The organism is Clostridium sp. C8-1-8 (assembly GCF_009928445.1).
In the GTDB taxonomy this organism is placed as follows: domain Bacteria; phylum Bacillota; class Clostridia; order Clostridiales; family Clostridiaceae; genus Clostridium_AR.
Window position 1 is genome coordinate 18702 of the sequence record NZ_JAABNO010000002.1, and the last position, 22931, is coordinate 41632.

Annotated in this window: 23 protein-coding genes and 2 pseudogenes; 24 read left to right on the forward strand and 1 reads right to left on the reverse strand. The window is 33.5% G+C overall.

What is annotated here, in order from left to right; translation table 11 throughout:
- The first annotated feature begins 1 nt into the window (after position 1).
- From GXK57_RS01955 to GXK57_RS26485, 8 genes are all read left to right on the forward strand, one after another.
- Positions 2–340, forward strand: a complete 339-nt coding sequence (locus GXK57_RS01955) for a hypothetical protein (RefSeq protein WP_160670660.1) — start codon at positions 2–4, stop codon at positions 338–340.
- Positions 341–357: 17 nt separating this feature from the next.
- Positions 358–2220 (forward strand): flagellar filament capping protein FliD, encoded by a 1863-nt coding sequence (fliD, locus tag GXK57_RS01960; protein ID WP_160670663.1) that lies wholly within the window; start codon positions 358–360, stop codon positions 2218–2220.
- 625 nt (positions 2221–2845) lie between these two features.
- Entirely contained in the window at positions 2846–3979 is a 1134-nt protein-coding gene (locus GXK57_RS01965; protein ID WP_160670666.1) for a flagellin, read from the forward strand.
- A 269-nt stretch (positions 3980–4248) separates the two neighbouring features.
- Positions 4249–4425 carry a carbon storage regulator gene (locus GXK57_RS01970; RefSeq protein ID WP_160670669.1) on the forward strand — a complete coding sequence of 59 codons (177 nt, stop codon included), beginning with the start codon at positions 4249–4251 and terminating at the stop codon, positions 4423–4425.
- Positions 4426–4697: 272 nt separating this feature from the next.
- The gene (locus tag GXK57_RS01975) at positions 4698–5069 is read left to right on the forward strand and encodes a four helix bundle protein (RefSeq protein WP_160670672.1); all 372 of its coding nucleotides are present in this window, start codon (positions 4698–4700) and stop codon (positions 5067–5069) included.
- 140 nt (positions 5070–5209) lie between these two features.
- The gene (locus GXK57_RS01980; RefSeq protein WP_160670675.1) at positions 5210–6577 is read left to right on the forward strand and encodes a flagellin; all 1368 of its coding nucleotides are present in this window, start codon (positions 5210–5212) and stop codon (positions 6575–6577) included.
- Between the two features lie 85 nt (positions 6578–6662).
- A complete protein-coding gene (locus GXK57_RS01985) occupies positions 6663–6812 on the forward strand; it encodes a zinc ribbon-containing protein (protein WP_160670678.1) in 150 nt (49 codons plus the stop codon).
- 472 nt (positions 6813–7284) lie between these two features.
- The gene (locus GXK57_RS26485; RefSeq protein ID WP_243156350.1) at positions 7285–7425 is read left to right on the forward strand and encodes a hypothetical protein; all 141 of its coding nucleotides are present in this window, start codon (positions 7285–7287) and stop codon (positions 7423–7425) included.
- A gap of 122 nt (positions 7426–7547) precedes the next feature.
- Here GXK57_RS26485 and GXK57_RS01995 read toward each other — a convergent pair whose 3' ends face one another.
- Positions 7548–8597 carry an IS30 family transposase gene (locus GXK57_RS01995; RefSeq protein ID WP_160670681.1) on the reverse strand — a complete coding sequence of 350 codons (1050 nt, stop codon included), beginning with the start codon at positions 8595–8597 and terminating at the stop codon, positions 7548–7550.
- Between the two features lie 296 nt (positions 8598–8893).
- On the opposite strand from GXK57_RS01995, the gene GXK57_RS02000 reads away from it, so the two are divergent.
- The 16 genes and pseudogenes from GXK57_RS02000 (at position 8894) to GXK57_RS02070 (ending at position 22925) form a co-directional block, all read left to right on the forward strand.
- Positions 8894–9220, forward strand: a complete 327-nt coding sequence (locus GXK57_RS02000) for a hypothetical protein (protein WP_160670684.1) — start codon at positions 8894–8896, stop codon at positions 9218–9220.
- 348 nt (positions 9221–9568) lie between these two features.
- Positions 9569–10429, forward strand: coding sequence for a flagellin (locus tag GXK57_RS02005; protein WP_160670687.1), 861 nt, complete (start codon positions 9569–9571; stop codon positions 10427–10429).
- Positions 10430–10860: 431 nt separating this feature from the next.
- Positions 10861–11259 carry a flagellar basal body rod protein FlgB gene (flgB, locus tag GXK57_RS02010; protein ID WP_160670690.1) on the forward strand — a complete coding sequence of 133 codons (399 nt, stop codon included), beginning with the start codon at positions 10861–10863 and terminating at the stop codon, positions 11257–11259.
- 6 nt (positions 11260–11265) lie between these two features.
- Positions 11266–11673, forward strand: coding sequence for a flagellar basal body rod protein FlgC (flgC, locus tag GXK57_RS02015; RefSeq protein ID WP_128212483.1), 408 nt, complete (start codon positions 11266–11268; stop codon positions 11671–11673).
- A 12-nt stretch (positions 11674–11685) separates the two neighbouring features.
- Entirely contained in the window at positions 11686–11991 is a 306-nt protein-coding gene (gene fliE, locus GXK57_RS02020) for a flagellar hook-basal body complex protein FliE (RefSeq protein WP_160670693.1), read from the forward strand.
- A gap of 18 nt (positions 11992–12009) precedes the next feature.
- Complete coding sequence (fliF, locus tag GXK57_RS02025) at positions 12010–13587, forward strand: flagellar basal-body MS-ring/collar protein FliF (protein WP_160670696.1); 1578 nt, start codon at positions 12010–12012, stop codon at positions 13585–13587.
- Positions 13588–13589: 2 nt separating this feature from the next.
- Positions 13590–14606 (forward strand): flagellar motor switch protein FliG, encoded by a 1017-nt coding sequence (fliG, locus tag GXK57_RS02030; protein WP_160670699.1) that lies wholly within the window; start codon positions 13590–13592, stop codon positions 14604–14606.
- Complete coding sequence (locus GXK57_RS02035) at positions 14590–15339, forward strand: FliH/SctL family protein (protein ID WP_160670702.1); 750 nt, start codon at positions 14590–14592, stop codon at positions 15337–15339. Before fliG ends, GXK57_RS02035 begins: the two co-directional genes overlap by 17 nt.
- 13 nt (positions 15340–15352) lie before the next feature.
- A complete protein-coding gene (gene fliI / locus GXK57_RS02040) occupies positions 15353–16663 on the forward strand; it encodes a flagellar protein export ATPase FliI (RefSeq protein WP_160670705.1) in 1311 nt (436 codons plus the stop codon).
- A gap of 6 nt (positions 16664–16669) precedes the next feature.
- Entirely contained in the window at positions 16670–17110 is a 441-nt protein-coding gene (gene fliJ / locus GXK57_RS02045) for a flagellar export protein FliJ (RefSeq protein WP_160670708.1), read from the forward strand.
- Between the two features lie 11 nt (positions 17111–17121).
- Positions 17122–18780, forward strand: coding sequence for a flagellar hook-length control protein FliK (locus tag GXK57_RS02050; RefSeq protein WP_243156358.1), 1659 nt, complete (start codon positions 17122–17124; stop codon positions 18778–18780).
- An 8-nt stretch (positions 18781–18788) separates the two neighbouring features.
- Positions 18789–19478 (forward strand): flagellar hook capping FlgD N-terminal domain-containing protein, encoded by a 690-nt coding sequence (locus GXK57_RS02055; protein WP_243156351.1) that lies wholly within the window; start codon positions 18789–18791, stop codon positions 19476–19478.
- Positions 19479–19488: 10 nt separating this feature from the next.
- The gene (locus GXK57_RS02060) at positions 19489–19878 is read left to right on the forward strand and encodes a TIGR02530 family flagellar biosynthesis protein (RefSeq protein ID WP_160670717.1); all 390 of its coding nucleotides are present in this window, start codon (positions 19489–19491) and stop codon (positions 19876–19878) included.
- 103 nt (positions 19879–19981) lie between these two features.
- Positions 19982–20278, forward strand: a pseudogene (locus GXK57_RS26965) (flagellar hook-basal body complex protein); the annotation flags it as partial.
- Positions 20279–22288: 2010 nt separating this feature from the next.
- Positions 22289–22681: pseudogene (locus tag GXK57_RS26970) on the forward strand (flagellar hook-basal body complex protein); the annotation flags it as partial.
- Between the two features lie 55 nt (positions 22682–22736).
- A complete protein-coding gene (locus tag GXK57_RS02070) occupies positions 22737–22925 on the forward strand; it encodes a flagellar FlbD family protein (protein ID WP_128212494.1) in 189 nt (62 codons plus the stop codon).
- Positions 22926–22931 lie beyond the last annotated feature (6 nt).

The window sequence follows — 22931 nt, forward strand, 5'->3', positions numbered from 1 at the left end:
TATGGATGATTTAAGAGAAAAGCTTCTTAAGTACAAGGAGTTAACTGATAGTATGATATCTTCGGTAGTTGAAGAAAAAGAAGAGGAATTCAAAAGATTAGTTGCAGAAAAACAACTTTTGATTAATTTAATAGATAAGGGTAATTATAACAAGGTTTTATTTATGGAAACAGCTAAAGAACTCGACCTTCTTGAGCAGGATGTAAAGCTTCAAAAAACTATTGAGGAAAAGAAGCTTTACATAAAAGGTGAGATAAAGCATTTAGACGAAAAGAAAAATGCTAATAGAGCATATAACAATGCATTTAGAGGGTATAGTTTTGTAAATAAACAGATATAAAATGAGAGGTGATTCATTTGAATATTTCAAGTACATCAAGTAGTAGCTCTAATAGTAGTGCAAATTATGGTAGAATTACAGGGCTTGCCACTGGAATGGATACTGATGGGATGGTAAAACAAGCGTTAGCAGCTGATCAAACTAAGATAGATGCTGTAAAACAAGATGTACAGTATACTCAATGGCAGCAGGAAGCTTATGTAGGTTTTATCAAAGATCTTAAGGAGTTTAATAATTATTTTGACATAGTAAAACCAGATAATATGATGCTGTCAGGAGCTTATACTGGCACAACTACTTCTACAGCTTTGACTAGTGGTGTAGATGCTAGCAATTATTTAACTGCAACGACGCTTCCTGGGGCTGTAAAGGGAAATTACCAAGTTCAGATAAATAATCTTGCAGAAAGCGCAAAAACACAAAATTACTTCAATACAGTCACTGCAGACAGTGTAACTACTGCTGATCAATGGAGTGGTAAGAAGCTAAGCTTTACAGTAGATGGAAAAACTACTGATATAACCTTGGGGACTTTTACGGCTATCAATACGTTAGATGATGTTGTTTCAGATATTAATAATAAGTTAAGTGCTAATAATAACTTAAACGGGAAGATTTCTGCAGGAGTAAACAGCTCATCAGGAAAGGTAACACTTTCTTCTAGCTATGGTAGTGATGTTACTTATGTAGCGGGCGATGGAGTATTTTCCGCTAGCAATAAGACTCTAAAAGCTTATACAGGAGACACAAAGCTTTCAGATTTAGGTATAGGTTCAGGTTCCTTTACTGTTTCAGTGGAAGGCAAAACTTTTAGTGTGGCTATAGATAATACTAAAACTATAAGTGAGTTTGAAAGTGATTTGCTCACTGTAAAGTCTGGTGATACTCCAATTACACAGTACTTAAACATAAACTTCAGTGATTTGACCAAAAAGCTGACTATAGAAACAAAGGATACAGGTTTAGCAGAGAAAATAAACTTTAGCGGGGACACTAGTGGGTTTCTTAATAAATTTGGTTTAAGTGGTGATCACTTTGGAAAAGATGCCAATATATCAATAAAGGCTCCAGGAGAAACAAGTTTTGTTCAAGTAAACAAGAGTTCAAATATTTTTACTATAGACAGTATAAAATACAATTTGGTATCAGCTAAACCAGGTGATACTATAAGCTTGAATGTTAAGTCAGATGCCTCAGCACAAGTAGATAAGTTTAAGAAGTTCATAGATAAATATAATGAGCTTATAGATAAGATAAACTCCAAAATAAATGAAAAGAAGAGTTATGATTATAAACCTTTAACGGATACCCAAAAGTCTTCCATGAAAGATACTGAAATAACTGCTTGGGAGAATAAAGCTAAAGAAGGTATATTAAGAAGAGATAGTTATCTAACCAATGTGGTTTCACAGATGAGACAGGCTGTTTATGATACAGTTAAGGGAGCAGGAATTTCTATAACTGAAATTGGAATAACTACGACTTCTATTTATTCTGATGGGGGTAAGCTTCAAGTAGATGATAGTAAGTTAAAAGCTGCTCTTGAACAAAAGGGAGATCTAGTTCAAAAACTATTTACTCAAAGTTCTACGGTTTATGGAGAAAAGGGGATATTTCAAAGATTCAAAGATGTATTAAACAATGCTGTTGGTACAGATGGATCCTTAATTAAAAAAGCTGGATATACCGATACTAGATGGGTAAGTGAAAATGATTTGTCTAAGAACATTGCTACAAAAAATGCGAAAATAAAAGATATGCAGTCAATGATGACTCAAAAGCAACAAAGACTATATTCAATGTATGCGACTCTAGAGCAGAACATGAATAACTTGAATTCTCAGAGCAGTTGGCTTGCATCATCTTTAGGAGCACAATAAACCTAAGGTTATTAACTTAATATTATAAAAATATAGAGATAAGTATTTTTATAAATCAAAGCTACACATGAAACATTTTTGTTTTGTGTGTAGCTTTAAAATTATATTTAATTCTAGTAGCTCGTTCGTATAGCATCTCCTGCATAAACACTTAATTTCAACAATATTCTTTAACATAGTCCTGTTGAAAAAAGAATATTCGAAATATTAAAAAACTATAAAGTGTTTAGTAGTTGTATCGATTATTATAGTATAAGGGTAAGAACAATTACAGTAATACGAAACTTAAGTTTTTACCTTGAATTTTATAAGATAAGAAAACTTATAAAAAAATAAAAAAACACTAAAGTATCAGATTAATCTAACGATTAATAAAGTATAAAGATAAAATATTAATTAATAAGGATTATAAATTAATATAATTATCTGAAGATTATAAACTGTAACATAAAAGTTTATAAAAAATAAAAAAAGTACTAAAGTATCAGAAAAAAGTAACGATAATAAAGTACAAGGGTGATAAAACACTACTTAAACAAAACTAAGGTGGTAGTAAGTTCAAAGAACTTAACTATAAATAAATTATTGGACATGGATGTCCGTCAAAATCAGGGAGGGTTTTATAATGATAATCAATCACAATCTTAACGCAATGAATGCACACAGAAATATGACTTCTAATACTAGCGCTGCTGGTAAGTCAATGGAAAAGCTATCTTCAGGTCTTAGAATAAACAGAGCTGGAGACGACGCTGCTGGACTAGCTATATCTGAAAAGATGAGAGGTCAGATCAGAGGTCTTGATCAAGGCGCAAGAAATGCTCAAGATGGTATTTCTTTAATCCAAACAGCAGAAGGTGCATTAAACGAAACACACTCAATTCTTCAAAGAATGAGAGAGCTTTCAGTTCAATCAGCAACTGCAACTGTAACAACAGACGATAGATCAGCAATGGACAAAGAATTCCAACAATTAAAAGGGGAAGTTGATAGAATTGGTGATCAAACACAGTTCAATACAATGGATCTTTTAAAAGGTGGATTCGGAGCAACTTCTACTGGAGGAGCTAACATAGTTGCTGCAAAAGGTATTACAGACTACAACATAGGTGGAGCACAAGCTGGTTCAGTAGCGTTCACATCAGCAGCTGGTACAAACAGTGGTGTTAAATTGACAGCTGTATTTACAGATGCAGGTGGAAACAGTACAACTCAGGTTTTAGATGACGTAGGTATTCTAACAGGAGCAGATACAAAGACAATAAACTTTGATAAATTAGGAGTTAGCTTTACTGCAAATAACGCACTAGCGGCTACTTCTTTTGGTGGAGCTGCCGATGATACAATAACTATAACAACTGCAGCTGCTAAGTTCCAAGTGGGAGCAAATAAAGATCAAACTATCAATTTATCAATAAGAAATATGAAAGCAACTGGTTCAGTATTAAACTTGTCAACAAATGATGTATTGACTCAAACAAAAGCTCAAACTTCAATTCAGTCATTAGACAATGCAATAAAAGAAGTTTCAACTGAAAGATCAAATTTAGGTTCGGTACAAAACAGACTAGAACATACAATTGCTAACTTAAACACTGCAAGTGAAAACTTAAGTGCATCTGAATCAAGAATCAGAGACGTTGATATGGCTAAGGAAATGATGAATTTCTCTAAGAACAACATACTTAGCCAGGCTGCTCAAGCTATGCTTGGACAAGCTAACCAACAACCTCAAGGAGTTCTTCAATTACTAAGATAGTAAATTAAACAGATATCTCACTTAATTTAATAAATTGGAGTCAGAGTATAAGCTCTGGCTCCCTATTTAAAAGTTAGTAAAAAAAATAAAAAAATATTTAAGTAAAGTATAAAGTTTTATTTTATATATTCGAAAAAAGAAATATAAAGGTTAAACTTTAGAAAATTAAATAAAGCATGGACGATTAATAAACTTATCTAATTTTGCAGGATGCAAAAAAGAGATAGGTATATTAATCGTCCATTTTTGTGATTTCAAGGAGGAAGAATATGTTAGTATTAGGCAGGAAGCCAGGAGAATATGTAGTGATAGGTGATAATATCACTGTAAAGGTAGTAAAAAGCGAAAATGGAGATTTAAGACTTGCAATTGATGCTCCAAAGGATGTAAAAATCACAAGAGGTGAGGTCTGGGAGCAAGATCGTAAGAAAGAACAGGCTATTTAAATATTAAAACTTAATTATTGTAAACTCAGGAGGAGTAATTTTATCTTATAAACTAGCAGGATGCTGGGGGTGTAGGATGAGATTACTCCTTTTTCTTTATAAATAGGAAGTTGAGAGTGGATAATTGAGAATGGAGAGTTGAGGAAGTTCTTTCTCTCTTTGTTCGAAAAAAACATTTTCAACAAACAAAAGTATATAGTTTCAATTGAATAAATTCGGGGGAATGTGTCTATGATTTTAGATATATTGCAGGAATTTAGGAGGTTGAAATAATGAAGGAAAGTTTAGTTTATACAAAGGCTTTTAGGTTTGCGGTGAAGATAGTTGGTTTATATAAGTATCTATGTAAAGATCAGAAAGAGTATGTGATATCAAAACAAATACTAAGATCTGGTACAAGCATAGGTGCAAATACAAAAGAAGCTGTACAAGCTTCTAGTAAAAGAGACTTTTTAATGAAGATAAATATAGCATTAAAAGAAGCCTCTGAAACCGATTATTGGCTACAACTTTTAAAAGAAACTGGTTATCTGGATGTTAAAACCTATGAATCAATGATAACTGATTGTAACGAACTAAATAAAATTCTTTCATCAATAGTAAAAACAACCAAAGAGAATTTGAAGAGTGAAATAAATAAATAACTATACTTTTAACTATCAACTCTCCACTCTCCACTCTAAATTCTCAACTAACCCAAGGTAGTAATGCCATAATGGCTTTAACTATAAATAAAAAGCAGTGGAAAAGGATGTCCACTTTAAAATTCAAGGAGGGAACTACTATGATAATCAATCACAATATGGGCGCAGCTAATGCGATCAGACAAATGGGGATTAACCAAACAAGTGCAGGAAAGTCAATGGAAAAACTTTCTTCAGGTCTTAGAATAAACAGAGCTGGAGATGACGCTGCAGGTCTTGCAATATCAGAAAAAATGAGAGGCCAAATCAGAGGCTTAGACCAAGCTTCAGGTAATGCCCAAGATGGCATATCATTAATTCAAACAGCTGAAGGAGCATTAAATGAAACTCACTCAATTCTTCAAAGAATGAGAGAACTTTCAGTTCAATCAGCAAATGATACAAACAATGACACAGATAGAGGTCAAATCCAAAAAGAAATGGATCAATTAAAGAGCGAAATTACAAGAATATCAAGTGATACAGAATTTAATACTAAGAAGCTACTAAATGGAGATATGGGAAAAACAGCTCAACAAGGGGCTGGTGCTGCAGTATATACAGGTTTAGAAGCCAACGGTACTGATTTAACAAGTGGAAGTTACTCATTAAATATGACTGCTGCAGGAACTGATACTTTTACTGTTACTTCAGGTGCTACAGCAGTTACAGGAGCTACTATTGCTAACGATATTACAGTTCAAGCTGCAGCTCAAATTAAGTATGGATCATATACACTTGATGTTTCTAATTTCAGTGCAGGTACTTCAGCAGACCTTAAGTTGACAGGACCAGATGGTAAAGTAACTACTGTTACAGGAGCAGCTCTTAATGCGGCTATAAATATAGCAGGAGTTCATTTCGACTTCGCTACTGAAAATATTACTGGTAATGGTACTGTAAAATTTGATTTGACTTCTAATGGATTAGAAATTGATCTTGCAGGAGATAAAGTTGTTAACAACTCAGCAATTGCTGCATATTCAGGTAACACATTAAATGTTGGAGGATTTGAATTCACTGTCCTTACAAATCACGGTGCTACTGGAAATGCTAAAGCGATAAATGTTATTGATAAATCTGTTAAATTCCAAATTGGTGCTAATGAAGATCAAAATACTCAATTAGCAATAAACAACATGAGTGCTACAGCATTAGGAGTTAACAATATTGATGTTACTTCTCAAGCTGGTGCAAATGATGCAATAACAACTATTCAAACAGCAATTGATAAAGTTTCAACTGAAAGAGCTAAATTAGGAGCTTACTCAAACAGATTAGAACACACAATAGCTAACTTAGGAACTTCTTCAGAAAACTTAACATCAGCTGAATCAAGAATCAGAGACGTTAACATGGCTAAGGAAATGTCAACATTCTCTAAGAACAACATTCTTAGCCAAGCTGCTCAAGCTATGTTGGCTCAAGCTAACCAACAACCTCAACAAGTTCTTCAATTATTAAGATAATTGATAGGATTATAAAATAAAGTAAAATAAAGAGTCAGAGCGAAAGCTCTGACTTCTTAAATAGATTTAAAAGGAGGGGAAGAATATGCCAAGAAGTGGTCAAAAAGTAGAGCAGTCAGGTATTTACAAATGCACAAGCTGTGGAAATGAAGTAACCTGTGTTAAAGGTGAGCCGTTTCCTCCATGTGCAAAATGTAATAACTCTGAGTTTAGATTAGTAAGAGCCACTAAATAACATAAGTTAGATGAAACAAGTGGGGAGCTTAAAGATACTTAAGAACTGACTTCTAGTCATATCTTAGCGTCTTATGGTAAATGATAAGAAGCTCAAGAAGTAAGCCTAAGATGGAATGATATTTGTCTTAGGCTATTTTTCATGTAGACAGTTGTAATAGAAAATTGTTTACTGATACATTTTCTTCAATTACCAGTGTGAAAGAGGATAAGTTTAGCCAATAATAAATGTGGTATTGTTGCAGAAGGTTGTGAAAAAATATAAAGATGACGAAGTAAATTGCTTAGCAGATTTAGGAAATGCTGAAGAATGTTGTAGTGGATCCGAATTTGGGAAAGTATTTGGATGTTAGAGTTTAGGGATGAATGAAAAAGAAGAGTTGAGACAAGAATTAGAGCAAGAGTCGGAATGGGTAAAGTATAGGCAGATGATGCTGGATATAGTAGAAAGAAAGCTTATAGAAATGAAGTAATTGTCTGAACTAGCTAAAGATGAAGGCTTAACTAGAGAAGAGCTAGAAGAGGTAAACAATAGAGTGAAGAATCTACTTGGGCAGGTTAAGGCGATTGATAGTGAAAGTAGAAAAATTGAAGATGAGAAAATACTAGGATGAACATCATGGCTACTGAAATAGCTATGGTGTTTATTTTTATGTGAAGACTATTAATTATTAAAGATAAATTGCAATAACAAATTGAACTAATTTCTATTTATGATCTAAATGCTTATATTTACTTAGAGTCCATAGTTTTGATCTAGGTGTGCTTCAAACAGTTCTTCAGGAGTTTTGTAGTTAAGTATTCTCCTAGGAAGAGTATTCATCCATTCTTCTATGAAAGCAATGTCATCAGAAGTATAGTTTGAAATACGGTTACCCTTCGGGATAAAACGACGTATCAGACCATTATGACGTTCATTAGTCCCCTTTTCAAAAGATGAGTATGGGTGAGTAAAGTACACCTTTGTATCAGTTTCATTTTCAAGTGTGGATAAGTTAGCAAACTCTGAACCATTATCTCCAGTTATAGTTTTAAAAACTTGGCTAAACTGGTCGCCAAACAAGCTGCGTACTCTATTAAGAGCATCAGTAACAGCTTCAGCGGTTTTAGATGCAATATCTACAACCATAGCATATCTAGTTTTACGCTCAACAATAGTAAGAAGTACGTTATCATTATTGGATTTTTCACCAATAACAGTGTCTATCTCCCAGTGCCCAAACTCATTACGAGCGTTTATCTCTACTGGGCGATCTGATATGCTAGAACCAAGTTTCTTCTTGTGTTCTTTAACTCTAGTAGACTTTGTATTTCTACGTAGCTTCATTGGTAAATCAGCGTTCTTTACTTCTAATAAACCAAGATCTATATAGTTATACAATGTTTTTGTGCAGACCATTTGAGATCGCACAAATCTACCGTTAGCGATAGCTTCGCCAACACAAGCATCTGGTGACCATGAATGATTTTTTATTTTATCCACAGTATAGTTGATAAAATCGGAGCATTCTAATCGCTTAAAAGTACTACAGCAGTTTATGCGATTCTTTTTATATACAGCTTTGCCAGTATCGGCAAGGTATACTTTAAGACATTTTCCTTGCTTAATTTGAGTGGTAGTTCCACGACGAATTTCATTTAAAATAGTGTTGATTGGGCGTTCTAGCTTTTTTGCTATCTTATAAGCTGAAAAACCATCTTTTAGATGAAGCTCAATAAGCACACGTTCTTTAAAATTCAAATGTTTATTTTTACGTGATTCTGTGTTATTATTTTGATAGTCCATAGTGATTATCCTCGTGTTCTATTTTCTTTAGCGATTAAATCATAACACAGAATAATCCACTATGGATTTTTTTATTAGTTCAATTTGATTTTACAACAAGTCATTAATTATTAAAGAATATTTTTATAAAGTTGTGATACATAAGTGCTTGAAATAAATTATTGGCAATGAAAACTAAAGTAATTCTAGAAAAACACGATAAAATACCATAAAATGATTATATAGTAATGAAAGTCCATATAGTACACATTAAATATTTGAGGTATGTATTTCATTTTTATAAAGGGAGTAATGAGGTGAGTAGCATGTACTATGATGAATATATGATGTTAAGCAAAGATGATATAGAAAAGATAAAAAATAAACTTAATATAGTTAAGCTTCTTGTGGAGGATTCTTACGCAAAAGAGAAGGTTCAGGAAGTTTTGGATATCATAATTAAGGAAGATGCAGAGGATGAACCCGTATCTATACAAGATATTATCTACGAAAAGATGAAGGAAACCAAGAGTACTAATCCTGATTTAAATGCTGAACTGTATATGCTTTATAGAAAGCTTCAGGATAATAAGATTGGGCCGGAAGAGGCTTTAAGCTTATATAAAGCTTATACAAGTGAATAATATTGGATGAGTATCTTCTTAATTATATATAAGTGTAGAGTTTGTTTTTATGTCTTAAAGTTTTACTTTTCTTTGCAAGTCTAAAGTTAAGCTGAAAAGAAACGATACTAAGGTATATACACTTTATATTATTATCTAATTCTTTCAACAATCATAAATTGAAATAAAATATAGTGTTTTTTCATTTACTTGGATGAGGCGATGACTAAAAAGATAAATTATTATATGTTTGAATGCAGATATAGTAGAAAGCAAAGTACTTAGAAGAAGTACTTAAATAGAATTAAAATGATTTTAATGAAAAATATTTTTATATAAATACCATAAAAAGTATACGGAGTGATGAAAATGAGATTATATCATAATTTAGCTTCATTAGATTTGTTCAGGAATTATAAGAAAGATTTGGTGGGACAAAGCAATTCCTTGCAGAGAATTTCTTCAGGATCAAAAGTTAATTCTGCTAAAGAAGATCCTAATGCTATAGGTAGAAGTGAACTTTTAAGAATACAAATAAGAGGTGCTGATGCAGCAGCTAAAAACGTTCAGGACGGGGTGTCCATGATGCAGACTGTTGATGGGGCATTAAACTCTGTAGGTGATGCTTTAACTAGAATGAAGGAGCTTACAGTACAAGCAGGTAGTGGTTCAGTAAATGATCAGGATAGAAAAACTATACAAGCAGAAATAGACCAGCTTAAGGATCATATTAATGAGATAGGTAGTAACACAGAATTTAATGGATTAAAGCTTCTTAAAAATGATTTTGTTACAGACAACAGCAAACCTTATATGCAGTCAATGTTAGCTGGAGCTAATGTTGGAGATAACATAGACATACCTATGTATAATATAGGTACAGATTTATTAAAGGATGACAAAGGAAATGCTCTAAAGGATTTAGATGTTACTGATCCAAGTAAGATTGATAATAGTCTTCAAGTTATAGATTCTTCTATAAATCAAGTCCTTAGTATGAGAAGTAAATATGGAGCTTTACAGAACAGATTTGAGACTGCTGCAGATAGTTTAAGTAAAAATAGTGAAGTACTACAAAGAGCAGACAGCCAGCTGAGAGATACAGATATTGCACAGGAAATGATGGAGTTCTCGAAAAACGGCATTTTGGTTCAATCATCTACAGCATTAATGGCTCAAACAAACAAATTCCCTCAAGACGTTTTAAATATATTATCGAGAGTAAAGTAGATACTACGAATATTGTAGTATCTACTTTTTTCTTTAATTAAATTAAACTTTGGTAAGAAAATCAAAATTACTCAATAAAAATATAAAAAAATATAATGACAAAATTCGATATTTTATATATAATCAATTCATGACGAAAAACAATTCATGCAAATGTGAATATTCAGAAAACTTCCTACGAGATGTACGCTGTAAAAATTAGAAAGCAGAAATTTAATTATTTTTTACATTTAATTAAAAAACTATCTTTAAAAAACCAACAACTTGATATATAATTTTAATCATAAGTTTTATTTTTACAAAAAAGTTTAGTTTATTACAAAATAATGAATTAAATTACATTTTTTTGTAAAAAAATAGGAATTACAATCAATTAAACAAGAACGATGTATATAATAAAATAAATAACATTCGAATGGTGGTGGATTATAGTGGCAATTAGTAGATTGGATTCTGACAACTATACCTATAACCTTATCAAAAGAGGCTTAGATGTATCTTCTCTTAGATCTAAGGTTATCGCTAATAACATAGCAAACATAAATACAAAGGGATATAAGAGAAACACAGTTTCTTTTGAAGATACGCTTAAAGATGCATCTAATGATATTGAAAACACAGGTTATACAAATGTTGACGAAGGAAGTTTTGGACAAGTTAAACTTGGTAAGGATACTTCATCAAGCATGAGAGCAGATGGTAATAATGTAGATTTAGAATCAGAAAAAGTAAACCAAGCTGCAAATACAATGCTTTATAACGCATTGATAACTCAAGCTAATAATAAAATTAGTATGACAAGATACGTTATCACTGGTGGTGGGAGGTAATAACTAATGGGAAGTTTATTTGGTGCATTAAGAATAAGTGCAAGTGGATTGTCAGCAGAAAGATTAAGATTAGATACTATATCCTCTAATATAGCGAATGCAAATACCACAAGAGGAGAAAACGGTAAACCTTACGTAAGAAAGGTTGCAGTATTTCAAGAGAATCTAAATGGTGCATTAGGTATGAACGGGGTAAAGGCTGTGGGGATTGAGGAAGATAAGTCTCCCTTAAGAAAAGAGTATGACCCTACTAATCCAGAAGCTGATAAAGATGGATATGTAACAATGCCAAATGTAAATATTTTAAATGAAATGGCTGATATGATATCTGCATCAAGATCTTATGAAGCAAATGTAGATACTTTAAATGCAGGAAAGACAATGTTTATGAAAGCATTAGAAATAGGTAAATAAGGAGAATAATTTATGAGAATAAACAGTTTTATACCAGATACCAAGATCTTTGAAAAAGATATAACTCAAAAGAAGGAAGACAACACTGGTAATGGTGGACTAAGCTTTTTAGATACATTAAAACAAAAGCTTAATGAGGTCAATGACAAACAAGTAGAAGCAAATAATCTAACAGATAAATTAGTTAAAGGCGACAATGTGGATATACATCAAGTTATGTTATCTACAGAAGAAGCAAAGATGAGTTTAGAATTAGCTGTACAAGTTAGAAATAAACTTCTAGATGCTTACCAAGAAATAAATAGAATGCAGTTGTAATAGATAGGAGTGCTACTAATGAATAAGCTATTAGAGAGCCTAAGAGGGTTTTGGGATAAGATTAAAGCTATGAGTAAAGGTAAGAAGATAGCTTTAGGTATTTCTCTTTTAGCTGTGGTGGTCGCAATCATAGCATATACTTTTATATCCAGTAACAATAAGTACGGAATACTTTTTAATAATTTAGCTGCTGAAGACTCAAAGACAGTAACTGACAAGTTAAAAGCAGATAAAGTTGATATGAAAATATCAGGAAATAGTATTCTTGTACCGAAAGATCAGATTGATGAATTGAGACTGGAACTTGCGCCACAGCTAAATGATGGAAGTAAAGGATACGAGCTAATGGACACTGGTAGCTCCTTTGGTATGACTGATGAGGAGTTTAAGTTAAAAAAATTAAGAATGCAGCAAGGAGAACTTGAAAAGACTATAAAGAGCTTTAGTTCAGTAGAAGCTGCAAGAGTACATATAACACCAGCTACAGATTCGGTTTTTGTAAAGGATAAAACACCTGGAAAAGCTTCAGTTTATCTAAAGCTTAAGTCTGGTACAAAGATATCAAATGACCAGGTTAAGTCGATAGTTTCTCTAGTTTCAGGAGCTGTTGACAATGTTCCAAAAGAAAATATCGAAGTGGTTGATGACAAGATGAATCTTTTATCAAAGGGGTTATTTGATGAAAATGGTCAAGAAGCTGATTCATCTAGCGTTGAAAAGAGACAAGGTCTTCAAGCAGAGTATGAGAAGAACCTTGAGAAAAACATAGTTGAGTTATTAGAGCCTGTAATAGGAAAAGATAAGGTTAAGGCTAAGGTAAGTGCAACATTAGATTTAGATTCAAAGCAAAAGACTACAATAACATATGATCCTAATAAAGTTGTAAATAAGCAGCAGACTTCAAAGCAAACAGGTAGTACCTCTGATAATGGGACAACATCTCAAAGTCCAGTGGACAATAATGCTACAAATAGTATAGCTGCTACTACTGGAGCACAAAATCTAAGCACAAACGAGTCACAAAACACTGAGTATTCTGTAGGAAGTACAGAAGAAAAGTCCATAAGTGCACCAGGGGAAGTTAAGAGAATAACTGCATCTGTTATAGTAGATGGAAAGATGGATGCTACAACACAAGATGCTATAAAGAATATAGTTTCAAGTGCTATTGGGTTTAATCAAGACAGAGGTGACGCCATAAGTGTTCTTGGTATGAGCTTTGATCCAACAGAAAAAGCAGAGATTCAAAAGCAGATAGATCAGATGAATGCTGATGATGCTAATGAGAAAAAGATGGCTCTATACAAGACTTTAGGGGTAGCAGTAATAGCAGCTATTGCAGCAATTATAGCTTTAGTACTTATAATAAGAAAGTTTAGAAAGAAAGACCCTGAAGAAGAAAGAGAACATATCTTAGATGTAATAGTAAATGATAGTCTTGAGCCAAAGGATATAGAGAGATTTGATCCTATAAACTTTGAAGCTAATAACGAAAAAACACATATGGAAAATGAGATAAAGCAATATGCTACGGATAAACCAGAGCAAGTAGCAGAAATAATTAAATCATGGTTAGCAGAGAATGAGAGGGGATAATAATGCCAAGAGAAGGTTCAAAATTAACTGGAATACAAAAAGCAGCTATACTTTTTATCACTCTTGGTCCTGAAGCTTCTGCAGGCATAATAAAGAAACTACCAGAGAGTGAGATACAAAAGATAACCTATGAGATAGCTAACATAACTTCAGTTAGTTCAGATCAAAGAGAAGAAATACTTAATGAATTTCTTGAGATGAATAAAGCTAGAGACTATATTGTAGAAGGTGGTATGGACTATGCTAGAGTGCTTTTAGCAAAGGCACTTGGTCAGCAAAGAGCTGCTGAGATACTAGAGAAAGTTACAGAGGTAACTCAGCAGTACAGACCATTTTCTATAGCTAGAAAAGCTGATGCACATCAATTGCTTAATGTTATTTCAAACGAGCATCCACAGACAATTGCATTAATATTGTGTTATCTTCAGGCTGAAAAGTCGGCTCAGGTTATAGCGGAGCTTCCAGAAGAACTTCAAAGTGATGTTGCATTTAGAATTGCAACTATGAATAACACATCACCTATGGTTATAAAAGAAATAGAAAAAGTCCTAGAAAGCAAGCTATCTTCTATTGTAAGAACAGAAGTAACTTCATTAGGTGGTGTAGATACTTTAGTTGATATATTAAATCAAGTTGATAGAACTACTGAAAAGAATATAACTGAAAGCTTAGAAAGAGAAGATGCAGATCTTGCTGAAAAGATTAAGAGCAGTATGTTCGTATTTGAAGATATCATTACTCTTGACGATATATCTATTCAGAGAATTCTTAGAGAAACAGATGCTAAGGAATTGGCTCTTGCGCTTAAGGGCTGTTCAGAAGAAGTTGCAAATTCTATATTTAAGAACCAGTCTAAGAGAGCAGCTGCTGCATTAAAGGAAGATATGGAGTTCTTAGGGCCAGTTAGACTTAATGATGTTGAAAAGGCACAACAGAAGATTGTTGCTATCATCAGAAGATTAGATGAAGCTGGAGAAATCATCTTAGCAAGAGGTGGAGAAGATGCAATCGTCCTATAGTGTTATTAAGAGTAATAGTGTAACAAGTGGAACTAGTAAAAAGATTAATACTGACTATGAACAAAGAGACAGTGTTGAGGATATGTTAAACAATGATCCAGAAGAAGCAGCTAGAATGGTTGAGAGCTATAAGAATATTGGTGATAACATCATAAGAAACGCTCAAAGACAAAAAGAAAAGATGCTAGAGGCTGCTTATGTCCAAGCTCAGGATATCGAAAGAGAAGCTTATGAAAGAGGCTATAAGCAAGGTACTGAAAATGGGTATGAAGATGGTTACAGAGAAGCTTATGATAAAAATATAGAATTAGCTAGAAATGAAGCTGATTCTATAATAAGCAATGCTAATAATATACTTTTTCAGGCTAAGCAAGAATATGAACAATATTTAGAAGCAAAGAAAGAAGAAATAATAAGGCTATCTGTAGAGATGACAGAGAAAATTCTAAGAGAAAGACTTGGTTCAGATCATGGACTTAATTCTATAGTTGAAAATGTAATAGCAGAATCAAAAGGCACTCAGACTTTTATAATAAAATGTAATGTTACTCATGTTGAAGCAATTAAGACACAACTAGAGTTATGGAAAAATAAATTTGTTATAAAGGGTGAGATATTTGTCATAGAAGACTCTTCACTAGAACCAGGAAATGCTATTGTTGAAAAAGAAAACGGCTTAGTGGTAGTGGGAATTGATATATCTATGAATAAGCTGTTAGAGGCTCTTTCATAATAGGAGGTTTGCTATGATTTCAATTGATTTTGAAGGTATACTAAATAATATAGATGAAATAAACTTCAACCATTATGAAGGAAGAGTAAAAAAGGTAATAGGTCTTACCATAGAAGTTGAAGGCATAAGAGCTTTCGTAGGAGAACTTTGCACTATATATAATGAAAAAAATAAACCTATAAAATGTGAAGTGGTTGGATTTAAGGACGATAGTGTTATACTAATGCCACTTGGTGAACTTATAGGTATTTCTCCAGGCTGCAAGGTTGTGCCTGAGGGAAGACCACTAAGTGTAAAATGTAGTGATGAGCTACTAGGTAAGATGTTGGATGGACTAGGGATACCCTTTGATGGTAAGGAGATAAGTGGAGGTCAGTACTATCCACTTGACAATGCACCACCGGATCCTATGAGAAGAAGAAGAATTAAGGAAGTACTTCCTACAGGTGTAAGAGCTATAGATGGATTTTTAACCTGTGGAGATGGACAAAGAATAGGTATATTTGCAGGTAGTGGAGTTGGTAAAAGTACAACTTTAGGTATGATTGCAAGAGAAGCCGAAGCTGATGTCAATGTTATTTCACTTATAGGAGAAAGAGGAAGAGAAGTTCTTGACTTCATAGAAAAGGACCTTGGACCTGAGGGAATGAAAAGATCAGTAGTAGTATGTGCTACTTCAGATCAACCTGCACTTGTTAGAATAAAAGGAGCTCTTACAGCTACGGCAATAGCAGAGTATTTCAGAGATAAAGGGAAAAAAGTTATTCTTATGATGGACTCGGTTACAAGATTTGCAATGGCTCAGAGAGAGGTTGGACTAGCTATAGGAGAACCACCTGCAACTAAAGGTTATACCCCATCAGTTTTCGCAATGCTACCAAGATTGATGGAAAGGGCAGGTACCTCTGAAAAAGGTTCTATAACGGCTTTTTATACAGTTCTTGTTGACGGTGATGACTTTAATGAACCTATTGCAGATGCTGTTAGAGGTATACTAGATGGGCATATAGTTTTATCTAGAGCTTTAGCTCATAAGAATCACTATCCAGCTATAGACATATTGAACTCAGTATCAAGACTTATGCCATCCATAGCGGAAGATGTACATAAAGAAGTAAGTTCTTTTGCAAGAGATCTTCTTGCTACATATAAGGAATCTGAAGATTTAATAAATATTGGTGCTTATGCAAGAGGCAGCAACAGAAAAATAGATATGGCAATAGATTATCATGATTTTATTATAAGCTTTTTAAAACAAGGGATAGATGAGAAGTCTACCTATGAAGAAAGTAAAAATAAACTTATTTCAATGTTTAAAGGATAGGATATCATGCCAAATGGATTTAAATTTAGTCTTCAAAAGGTTTTAGATATAAGAGTTGAAAAAGAAGAAGAAAGTAAAATATTATTTCAAAAGACTCAAAAAGAAAAGACAATGATTGAGCAAAAGATTAATGAGATGCATGAAAGTTTTGAACAGTATAAAAGCATAAAAAGTGGGGAATCAGGAGCTTATCAAAAAATAAAGAGAAACTACTTAAATGCCTTAAGTGCTGGTATAAAGAGTAAGGAAAAAGAGCTCGAGAATAAAGATAGAGAATTAACTTACAGAAGAGAAGACCTTAAGCAAAAGCAGATTGATAAGAAAACTGTAGAGATACTTAAGGAAAAGAGATATGAAGCTTTCATCAAGGAACAAGATAGACAAGAGCAGATAGCTAATGATGAATTTGCTTTATACGCTCACCTTAGAAACACTGAAAGGAGGTGAATAAAGTGAATATGAGTATGAACTTAAATAGTATCAATACGAGCATTGAAAATAGCATCAATACTATTAATAGTATAAATAGCAGTCTTAATAGTGGCTATGATGTGACACCAGTTAGCAATAATAATTCATATAACCAAGACTATAGCAATAATAAAGTTAAAGCTAACGATAGTAGTGCTTCAAGCTTTTCAGCCGTTTTATCGAAATCGCTTCCTAAAAAGGATGATACAAAAGATAAATCAAATGATGATGATATAAAAGACACTATGTCCAAGTTAAAGCAGATTAAGCAGAACCTTGATAATAATAAGGAAAGCTTAAAAGATCAAGTTGCTAAAGTATTTTCAGATGAGAAGCCAGAAAATGTAGACCAAGTTATTAACTCTGTAGAAAAGGTTATTGAAGAAATTTCTGGAGATAGCAATAGTGATAGTATAACAGGGGCAGCGAATCCGGCTAAAGAGAAAACTGATATAAAAGATGATGACAAAAAGGCTTCAGTAGATGACACAGACAAGCTTATTGCAATTTTGACTATGCTTCTAATGGGCAATAATACTCAAACCAATAATGAGACTACAGGTAACCAAGTTGATGCTTCACAAGACAATTTGAATGTGAATACAGCCAATGGCAAACTTCAGAATGCAAATCTTATAGATTTAGCTGTTAAAAATTTGCTAAACCTCAAGGAACAAAGCGCTGAGCAGTCTTTAGGTGAAAAATCAGAATCAAAAAATATACTTAAAGAAATAATGGCGCTGCTAAATAAGGTTGATGGAAAAGAAGAATTAAGTTTAGGAGATAAGCTTAAAAACAGTATCCAGAATATGCTTGCACATTCATCTGACAATAACTCTGATACAGTAAACTCTTCAAAGTCTGATATTAAGCAGATAATTCTAGAACTTGTTGATTTAAAAAACAATAATAAAGAAAGTGAAGCTAACTTAAATAAAGGTAAAGAAGCTAAAAATCCTAATACTACTAGTTTATTATCTGTGGTTAATAAATTTAAAGCTTCTGAAAATAGCACATTAACAGACAGCTCAGCGAAAAATTTGAATTCTTCTTCTAATGATGGTGATAAGGTGCTTAAATCTATAATTGGTGATAAGGAAAGCAATGTTCAAAGTAAATTTTCTATGATGATGGATCAGCTTAAAAATACCACTCAAGCTGTAGAAGCACCAAAGGAGCAGCCTGTTATAGGTAGAAATACTATGGTTAGTGACATAGTTAAGTCTATAAAGTATATGGAAAAGTTAGATGTTAAGGAACTGACCTTAAAGACTAACCCAGGAACTTTAGGAGAGATAACTATAAAGCTTACTCTTGATACTTCTAACATGAAGGCTACAATCACAGCCAATACAAAAGAAGCGTATAGCATTTTAAATGATAATCTAAAGGATTTGAAGAAAAGTCTAGAGACTAGCAATATAAAGATACCAGAAGTATCAATAGAGATAAGAAACGATAACTATAACAATCCTAATAGAAATCAAAATTCGCAAATGTCTAACTTTGGGTTTGGCAGTGAACAAAAGGGAAATAGGCAGAAGAACACTAATGACAATAGTACGAAAATAGAGGATGATGATATTAATATAGCTGAAAATTCTAGACAAGCTATTATAGATAATAACCTTAATCATTTAGTTTAGGAGGTGTGATGATGGCAACAGATATAAGCTCAAATAATGTTGTAACAAGTTATGATGGTTCAAGGGCAACCACTAGAGGTACAAAAATAATACAGCCAGGTAAGGACATGGATAAGAACTCGTTCTTAAAGATTTTATCAGCAGAACTTTCTAACCAAGATCCTGACAATGCTAAGGATAGTACACAGTACATATCGCAGATGGCTCAGTTCACTTCAATGGAACAGATGGCCAACCTTAACACTACTATGAGTTCATTCGCATCTAATTCACTTGTAGGTAAGGGTGTAACTATGAAGGACGTTGATAGTTCAGGGACGCCTTATACTGGAGTAATTAAAGCTGTGGCTACAAAGAATGGTGAAACTACGATAAGTGTTGCAGTAAGTGTTAACGGACAGAATGAATATAAAGATTTTCCGATGAGTAATATAGATACGGTTTTAGATGTACCTGACAGTACAATAGCTCCAATAACAAATATCAACGGTAATATGTCCTTCTTATCAGCAGCATCACTAATTGGTAAACAGGCAGAGTTCTCAGATAAAGATGCTAGTGGTAATGTATATAAGGGAATAGTTAAAGGTGTATCAAAGGAAAATGGAGTAATAAACTTATCAGTTAAGGTTGATGGGCAAGATACTTTAAAGACCTTTACTTATGATAAGCTAACAAAAGTAAATGCTGTAGAATAGGGTGGTAGGTGTGAGTAGTTACAGAATAGTAAATGGTAAGCCGTATTTAGTTGGCAACCTAACTGCACCTTCAGAAAATAAAAGAATAGTCACTGATGCTAGTAAGAAGAGTTTTAAGGATATACTTGATGAAAAGATAAACTCTGAGAGTTATGGATATAAGATATCAAGTCATGCGTCAGAAAGATTAAAAAGTATAAATTTCTCTAAAGCAGATTACATGGAAATTCAAAGAGGATTTGATTTAGCCAGGGATAAGGGTGCAAAAAATACGGTTATGGTATACAAGGATGTGGCTTTGATTGCCAGTGTAGAGAATAAAACAATCATAACTGCGGTGGAGAAGGATAGAGCAAAGGAAAATGTATTCACTAATGTAGATAGCGTAGTTATCTTATAAGTAAGAGGCTGGACCTAAAAAGAGGGGGCCTCACCTTGTGGAAGGAAAGAAGCAAGGTATTAATTATAAAAATTTTGGGAGGTCAATATATATGTTAAGATCAATGTACTCAGGAATCAGTGGAATGAAAGCTAACCAAACTAAGCTTGATGTTATAGGTAATAATATAGCCAACGTTGGAACAACAGGCTTTAAATCTTCAACAGCAAGATTTCAGGACATGCTTAGCCAAAGTGTTAAGGATTCAATGGCACCAAATGCAAATCAAGGTGGTATAAACTCTGCTCAGGTTGGTCTAGGAGTAAAGCTTGCAAGTATAGACTCAGTAATGAAGCAAGGTAACTTACAACCAACAGGAAGAGCTTTAGATATGGCTATAGACGGCGATGGCTTCTTCATGGTAAGTAAAGGTGCAGCAGTATTTGGAGATAATCAACTTCAAGTTAATCAAAGATCAGGAGCTCATAACATAACAGCTCAATCTTTAACAAACTCAGGAGCTCAGCTTATGTACACTAGAGATGGTGCTTTTAGTTTAGATGAACAAGGAAATCTAATAACTGCTGATGGTTATAGAGTTATGGGATATGCATTGACTAACGATGATACTTCAGTATCACCTAGCGGAATTGCTCCTAGCAAAGTTAGTTTAGATGGGTTAGATATTAAATTTGGTCCTGGTTCAGCATTAAATGGATATAAGGTAGTTGCAGGAGAAGTTGGACCACAAACTGTAACTTCAGCAAATGTCGATAAAGATAATAAACAAATAGTAGTAAGTGGAGATTTTGCAACTGCAGGAGCTTTAACACCATCTCAGGTTGAAACAGCTATAAATAAAGCTTTATCATCTGCTGGAATAGCTCAAACGGTATCTGTTGCAGGAAAATTAGATGTTATTCCTAAACTTTCTTCTGATAAGACAAATGGAGGTCTTGATGATGCAGCACCAGCTAATGTGTCTGCTGGAGGCTTAACCTTTCAATTTGGTAATGGTAAGCAACTAGAAGGATTTGTGATTCAATTTGGTAAAATAGGTGCAGGAACTTCACTTGGAGCACATGTAACAACAAGTCCTAATAAGATAATAATAGATGCAGATATGGTAAATGGTAACGTAAGTACAGATGACTTAAAGGATATTATAAATCAACAGCTTCAAGCTAGTAAGATTACTCAAACTGTTGACAAGATAACAGGATCACTTTCTACTTTATCTCAAAGTAATGTTTCAACTGATAAATTAGGAGCATACAAGGCTGTACCAAATATTGTTGATGGTTCAGGAAATCCAAAAACGGATATAGGTGGATTAGGCTTTACTTTCTCTGATGGTGGAAAATTAAATGGTTATTCTATAAAGTACGGTGATACTACCACTGGAAAGACTCCTTCAGTAACTGTAGATAAATCCAATATGGTTATTACTATAAATGGAGACTTTACTACAGCTGCAACTTCAGCAACTAATATTGCTAGCATTAAAGGACTTTTCAATACTGAATTAAATAAGAACAACATCACAGCTCCTCAAATAACTAATGTTACAGGTACAAGTTTGACGGATTCTACAGCGGTAGGTAAGATCGCTAATGGTAGTGATGACAGCAAGCCAACGGATGTAACTCTTGCTAATTTAAGAATATCCTTCCCAGTAGGGTCAACATACAATGGATATACCTTCCAAATTGCAGATGTATCAGCTAGTACTGTAAATGCAAATGTTGACACTGCCAATAAGGTAATAAAGGTATCAGGAGACTTTTTAACACCAAATGCAGTGAGCTCCGCTCAATTGCAAACTGCTATTAGAAATGCAGTTATAGCAGCATCACCTGCAATACAAACTGGTAATGCATCTTCTCCAACAGTTACTGCTGGTAACTATGATTCAACTTATGCGATAACAGTAGCAAGTGGAACTGGGAAAACTTATACAAGTTTGGTATCAAATGATATATCTGGAGGTTCTGAAAAGCAAGCTCCTCAAATTAAGGGAGATATATTAGGATTGAGTCTTGCAGCAGGTCCAGGGGCAGCATTAAATAATTATTCAGTACAAATAGGTACTGTAACTCAAGGAACTAAGCCATCTGTATCTGTAGATACTACAAATAAGAGAATAATAGTTAATGGAGATTTTGTAACTCCTGGAGTGACTGTAGATAGAATAAACAGAGAAATTCAAAATGCTTTAGAGAATGCGCAAATAGATCAAACTTTAGTTGTAAGTGGAACAATAAGACCTTTAACTCAAACTCAATCAGCTTCAGATGCTACTGATGGAGGTACACCAGTAGAAAGCTTAGATCCAAATGGAGATGTTACTTACGTTGATGGAACTAAGACTGTTAGAGCTTATGATGGAGCATTAAAAACACTAAGAATACCAGAAAAGGTTAAAATTCCAGGAACAGATACAGAACTTAGAATAAAGAGCTACACAATAGATAAAAATGGAGTTATAAATGGAGTGCTTGAAGATGGTAAGGTGGCAGCGCTTGGACAAGTAGCTATGGCTGCATTTAAGAATGCTTCTGGTCTTACAAAGCAAGGCGGAAACCTTTATTCTCAATCAGTAAACTCTGGAGAAGCTACAATAAAGAGTGGATCAAACACAAGAGATGACGATAACAGTAAGGGATTTGGAGATGCACTTCAAGGTATGCTTGAAATGTCAAACGTAGACCTTGCAGAGCAGTTTACAGATATGATTACTGCAACTAGAGCTTTCCAAGCAAGCAGTAAGATGATCAACACTGGTGATGAAATACTTCAAGATATAATAAACCTAAAGAGATAGTAAAAATATATGGGACATCTAATTGATGTCCCATACAAATAAATAGGAGGCTTTGATGATTAATGTTACTGGCATGAACAACAAAGAGTTCGTATTAAATGCTGAACATATAGAAAAAATTGAAGAAGTTCCAGAAACTATAATAACTCTTACCAATGGAAAGAAGTATATAGTGTTAGAAACTGTAGAAGAGGTAGTAGACAAAGTTATAAGATATAAAAATAAGATAATTACCCTAAAATAGTAGGAG

Bases quoted from the DNA above. Each gene is read 5' to 3' on its own strand.
- flgC (WP_128212483.1), top strand. From the start codon at position 11,266: ATGGGAAGTTTATTTGGTGCATTAAGAATAAGTGCAAGTGGATTGTCA.
- GXK57_RS01965 (WP_160670666.1), top strand. From the start codon at position 2,846: ATGATAATCAATCACAATCTTAACGCAATGAATGCACACAGAAATATG.
- GXK57_RS02070 (WP_128212494.1), top strand. From the start codon at position 22,737: ATGATTAATGTTACTGGCATGAACAACAAAGAGTTCGTATTAAATGCT.
- fliG (WP_160670699.1), top strand. From the start codon at position 13,590: ATGCCAAGAGAAGGTTCAAAATTAACTGGAATACAAAAAGCAGCTATA.
- fliF (WP_160670696.1), top strand. From the start codon at position 12,010: ATGAATAAGCTATTAGAGAGCCTAAGAGGGTTTTGGGATAAGATTAAA.
- fliI (WP_160670705.1), top strand. From the start codon at position 15,353: ATGATTTCAATTGATTTTGAAGGTATACTAAATAATATAGATGAAATA.
- GXK57_RS01975 (WP_160670672.1), top strand. From the start codon at position 4,698: ATGAAGGAAAGTTTAGTTTATACAAAGGCTTTTAGGTTTGCGGTGAAG.
- GXK57_RS01955 (WP_160670660.1), top strand. From the start codon at position 2: ATGGATGATTTAAGAGAAAAGCTTCTTAAGTACAAGGAGTTAACTGAT.
- GXK57_RS02035 (WP_160670702.1), top strand. From the start codon at position 14,590: ATGCAATCGTCCTATAGTGTTATTAAGAGTAATAGTGTAACAAGTGGA.
- GXK57_RS02055 (WP_243156351.1), top strand. From the start codon at position 18,789: ATGATGGCAACAGATATAAGCTCAAATAATGTTGTAACAAGTTATGAT.
- GXK57_RS02005 (WP_160670687.1), top strand. From the start codon at position 9,569: ATGAGATTATATCATAATTTAGCTTCATTAGATTTGTTCAGGAATTAT.
- fliE (WP_160670693.1), top strand. From the start codon at position 11,686: ATGAGAATAAACAGTTTTATACCAGATACCAAGATCTTTGAAAAAGAT.
- GXK57_RS01970 (WP_160670669.1), top strand. From the start codon at position 4,249: ATGTTAGTATTAGGCAGGAAGCCAGGAGAATATGTAGTGATAGGTGAT.
- GXK57_RS01985 (WP_160670678.1), top strand. From the start codon at position 6,663: ATGCCAAGAAGTGGTCAAAAAGTAGAGCAGTCAGGTATTTACAAATGC.
- GXK57_RS01995 (WP_160670681.1), bottom strand. From the start codon at position 8,597: ATGGACTATCAAAATAATAACACAGAATCACGTAAAAATAAACATTTG.
- GXK57_RS02050 (WP_243156358.1), top strand. From the start codon at position 17,122: ATGAGTATGAACTTAAATAGTATCAATACGAGCATTGAAAATAGCATC.
- fliJ (WP_160670708.1), top strand. From the start codon at position 16,670: ATGCCAAATGGATTTAAATTTAGTCTTCAAAAGGTTTTAGATATAAGA.
- GXK57_RS01980 (WP_160670675.1), top strand. From the start codon at position 5,210: ATGATAATCAATCACAATATGGGCGCAGCTAATGCGATCAGACAAATG.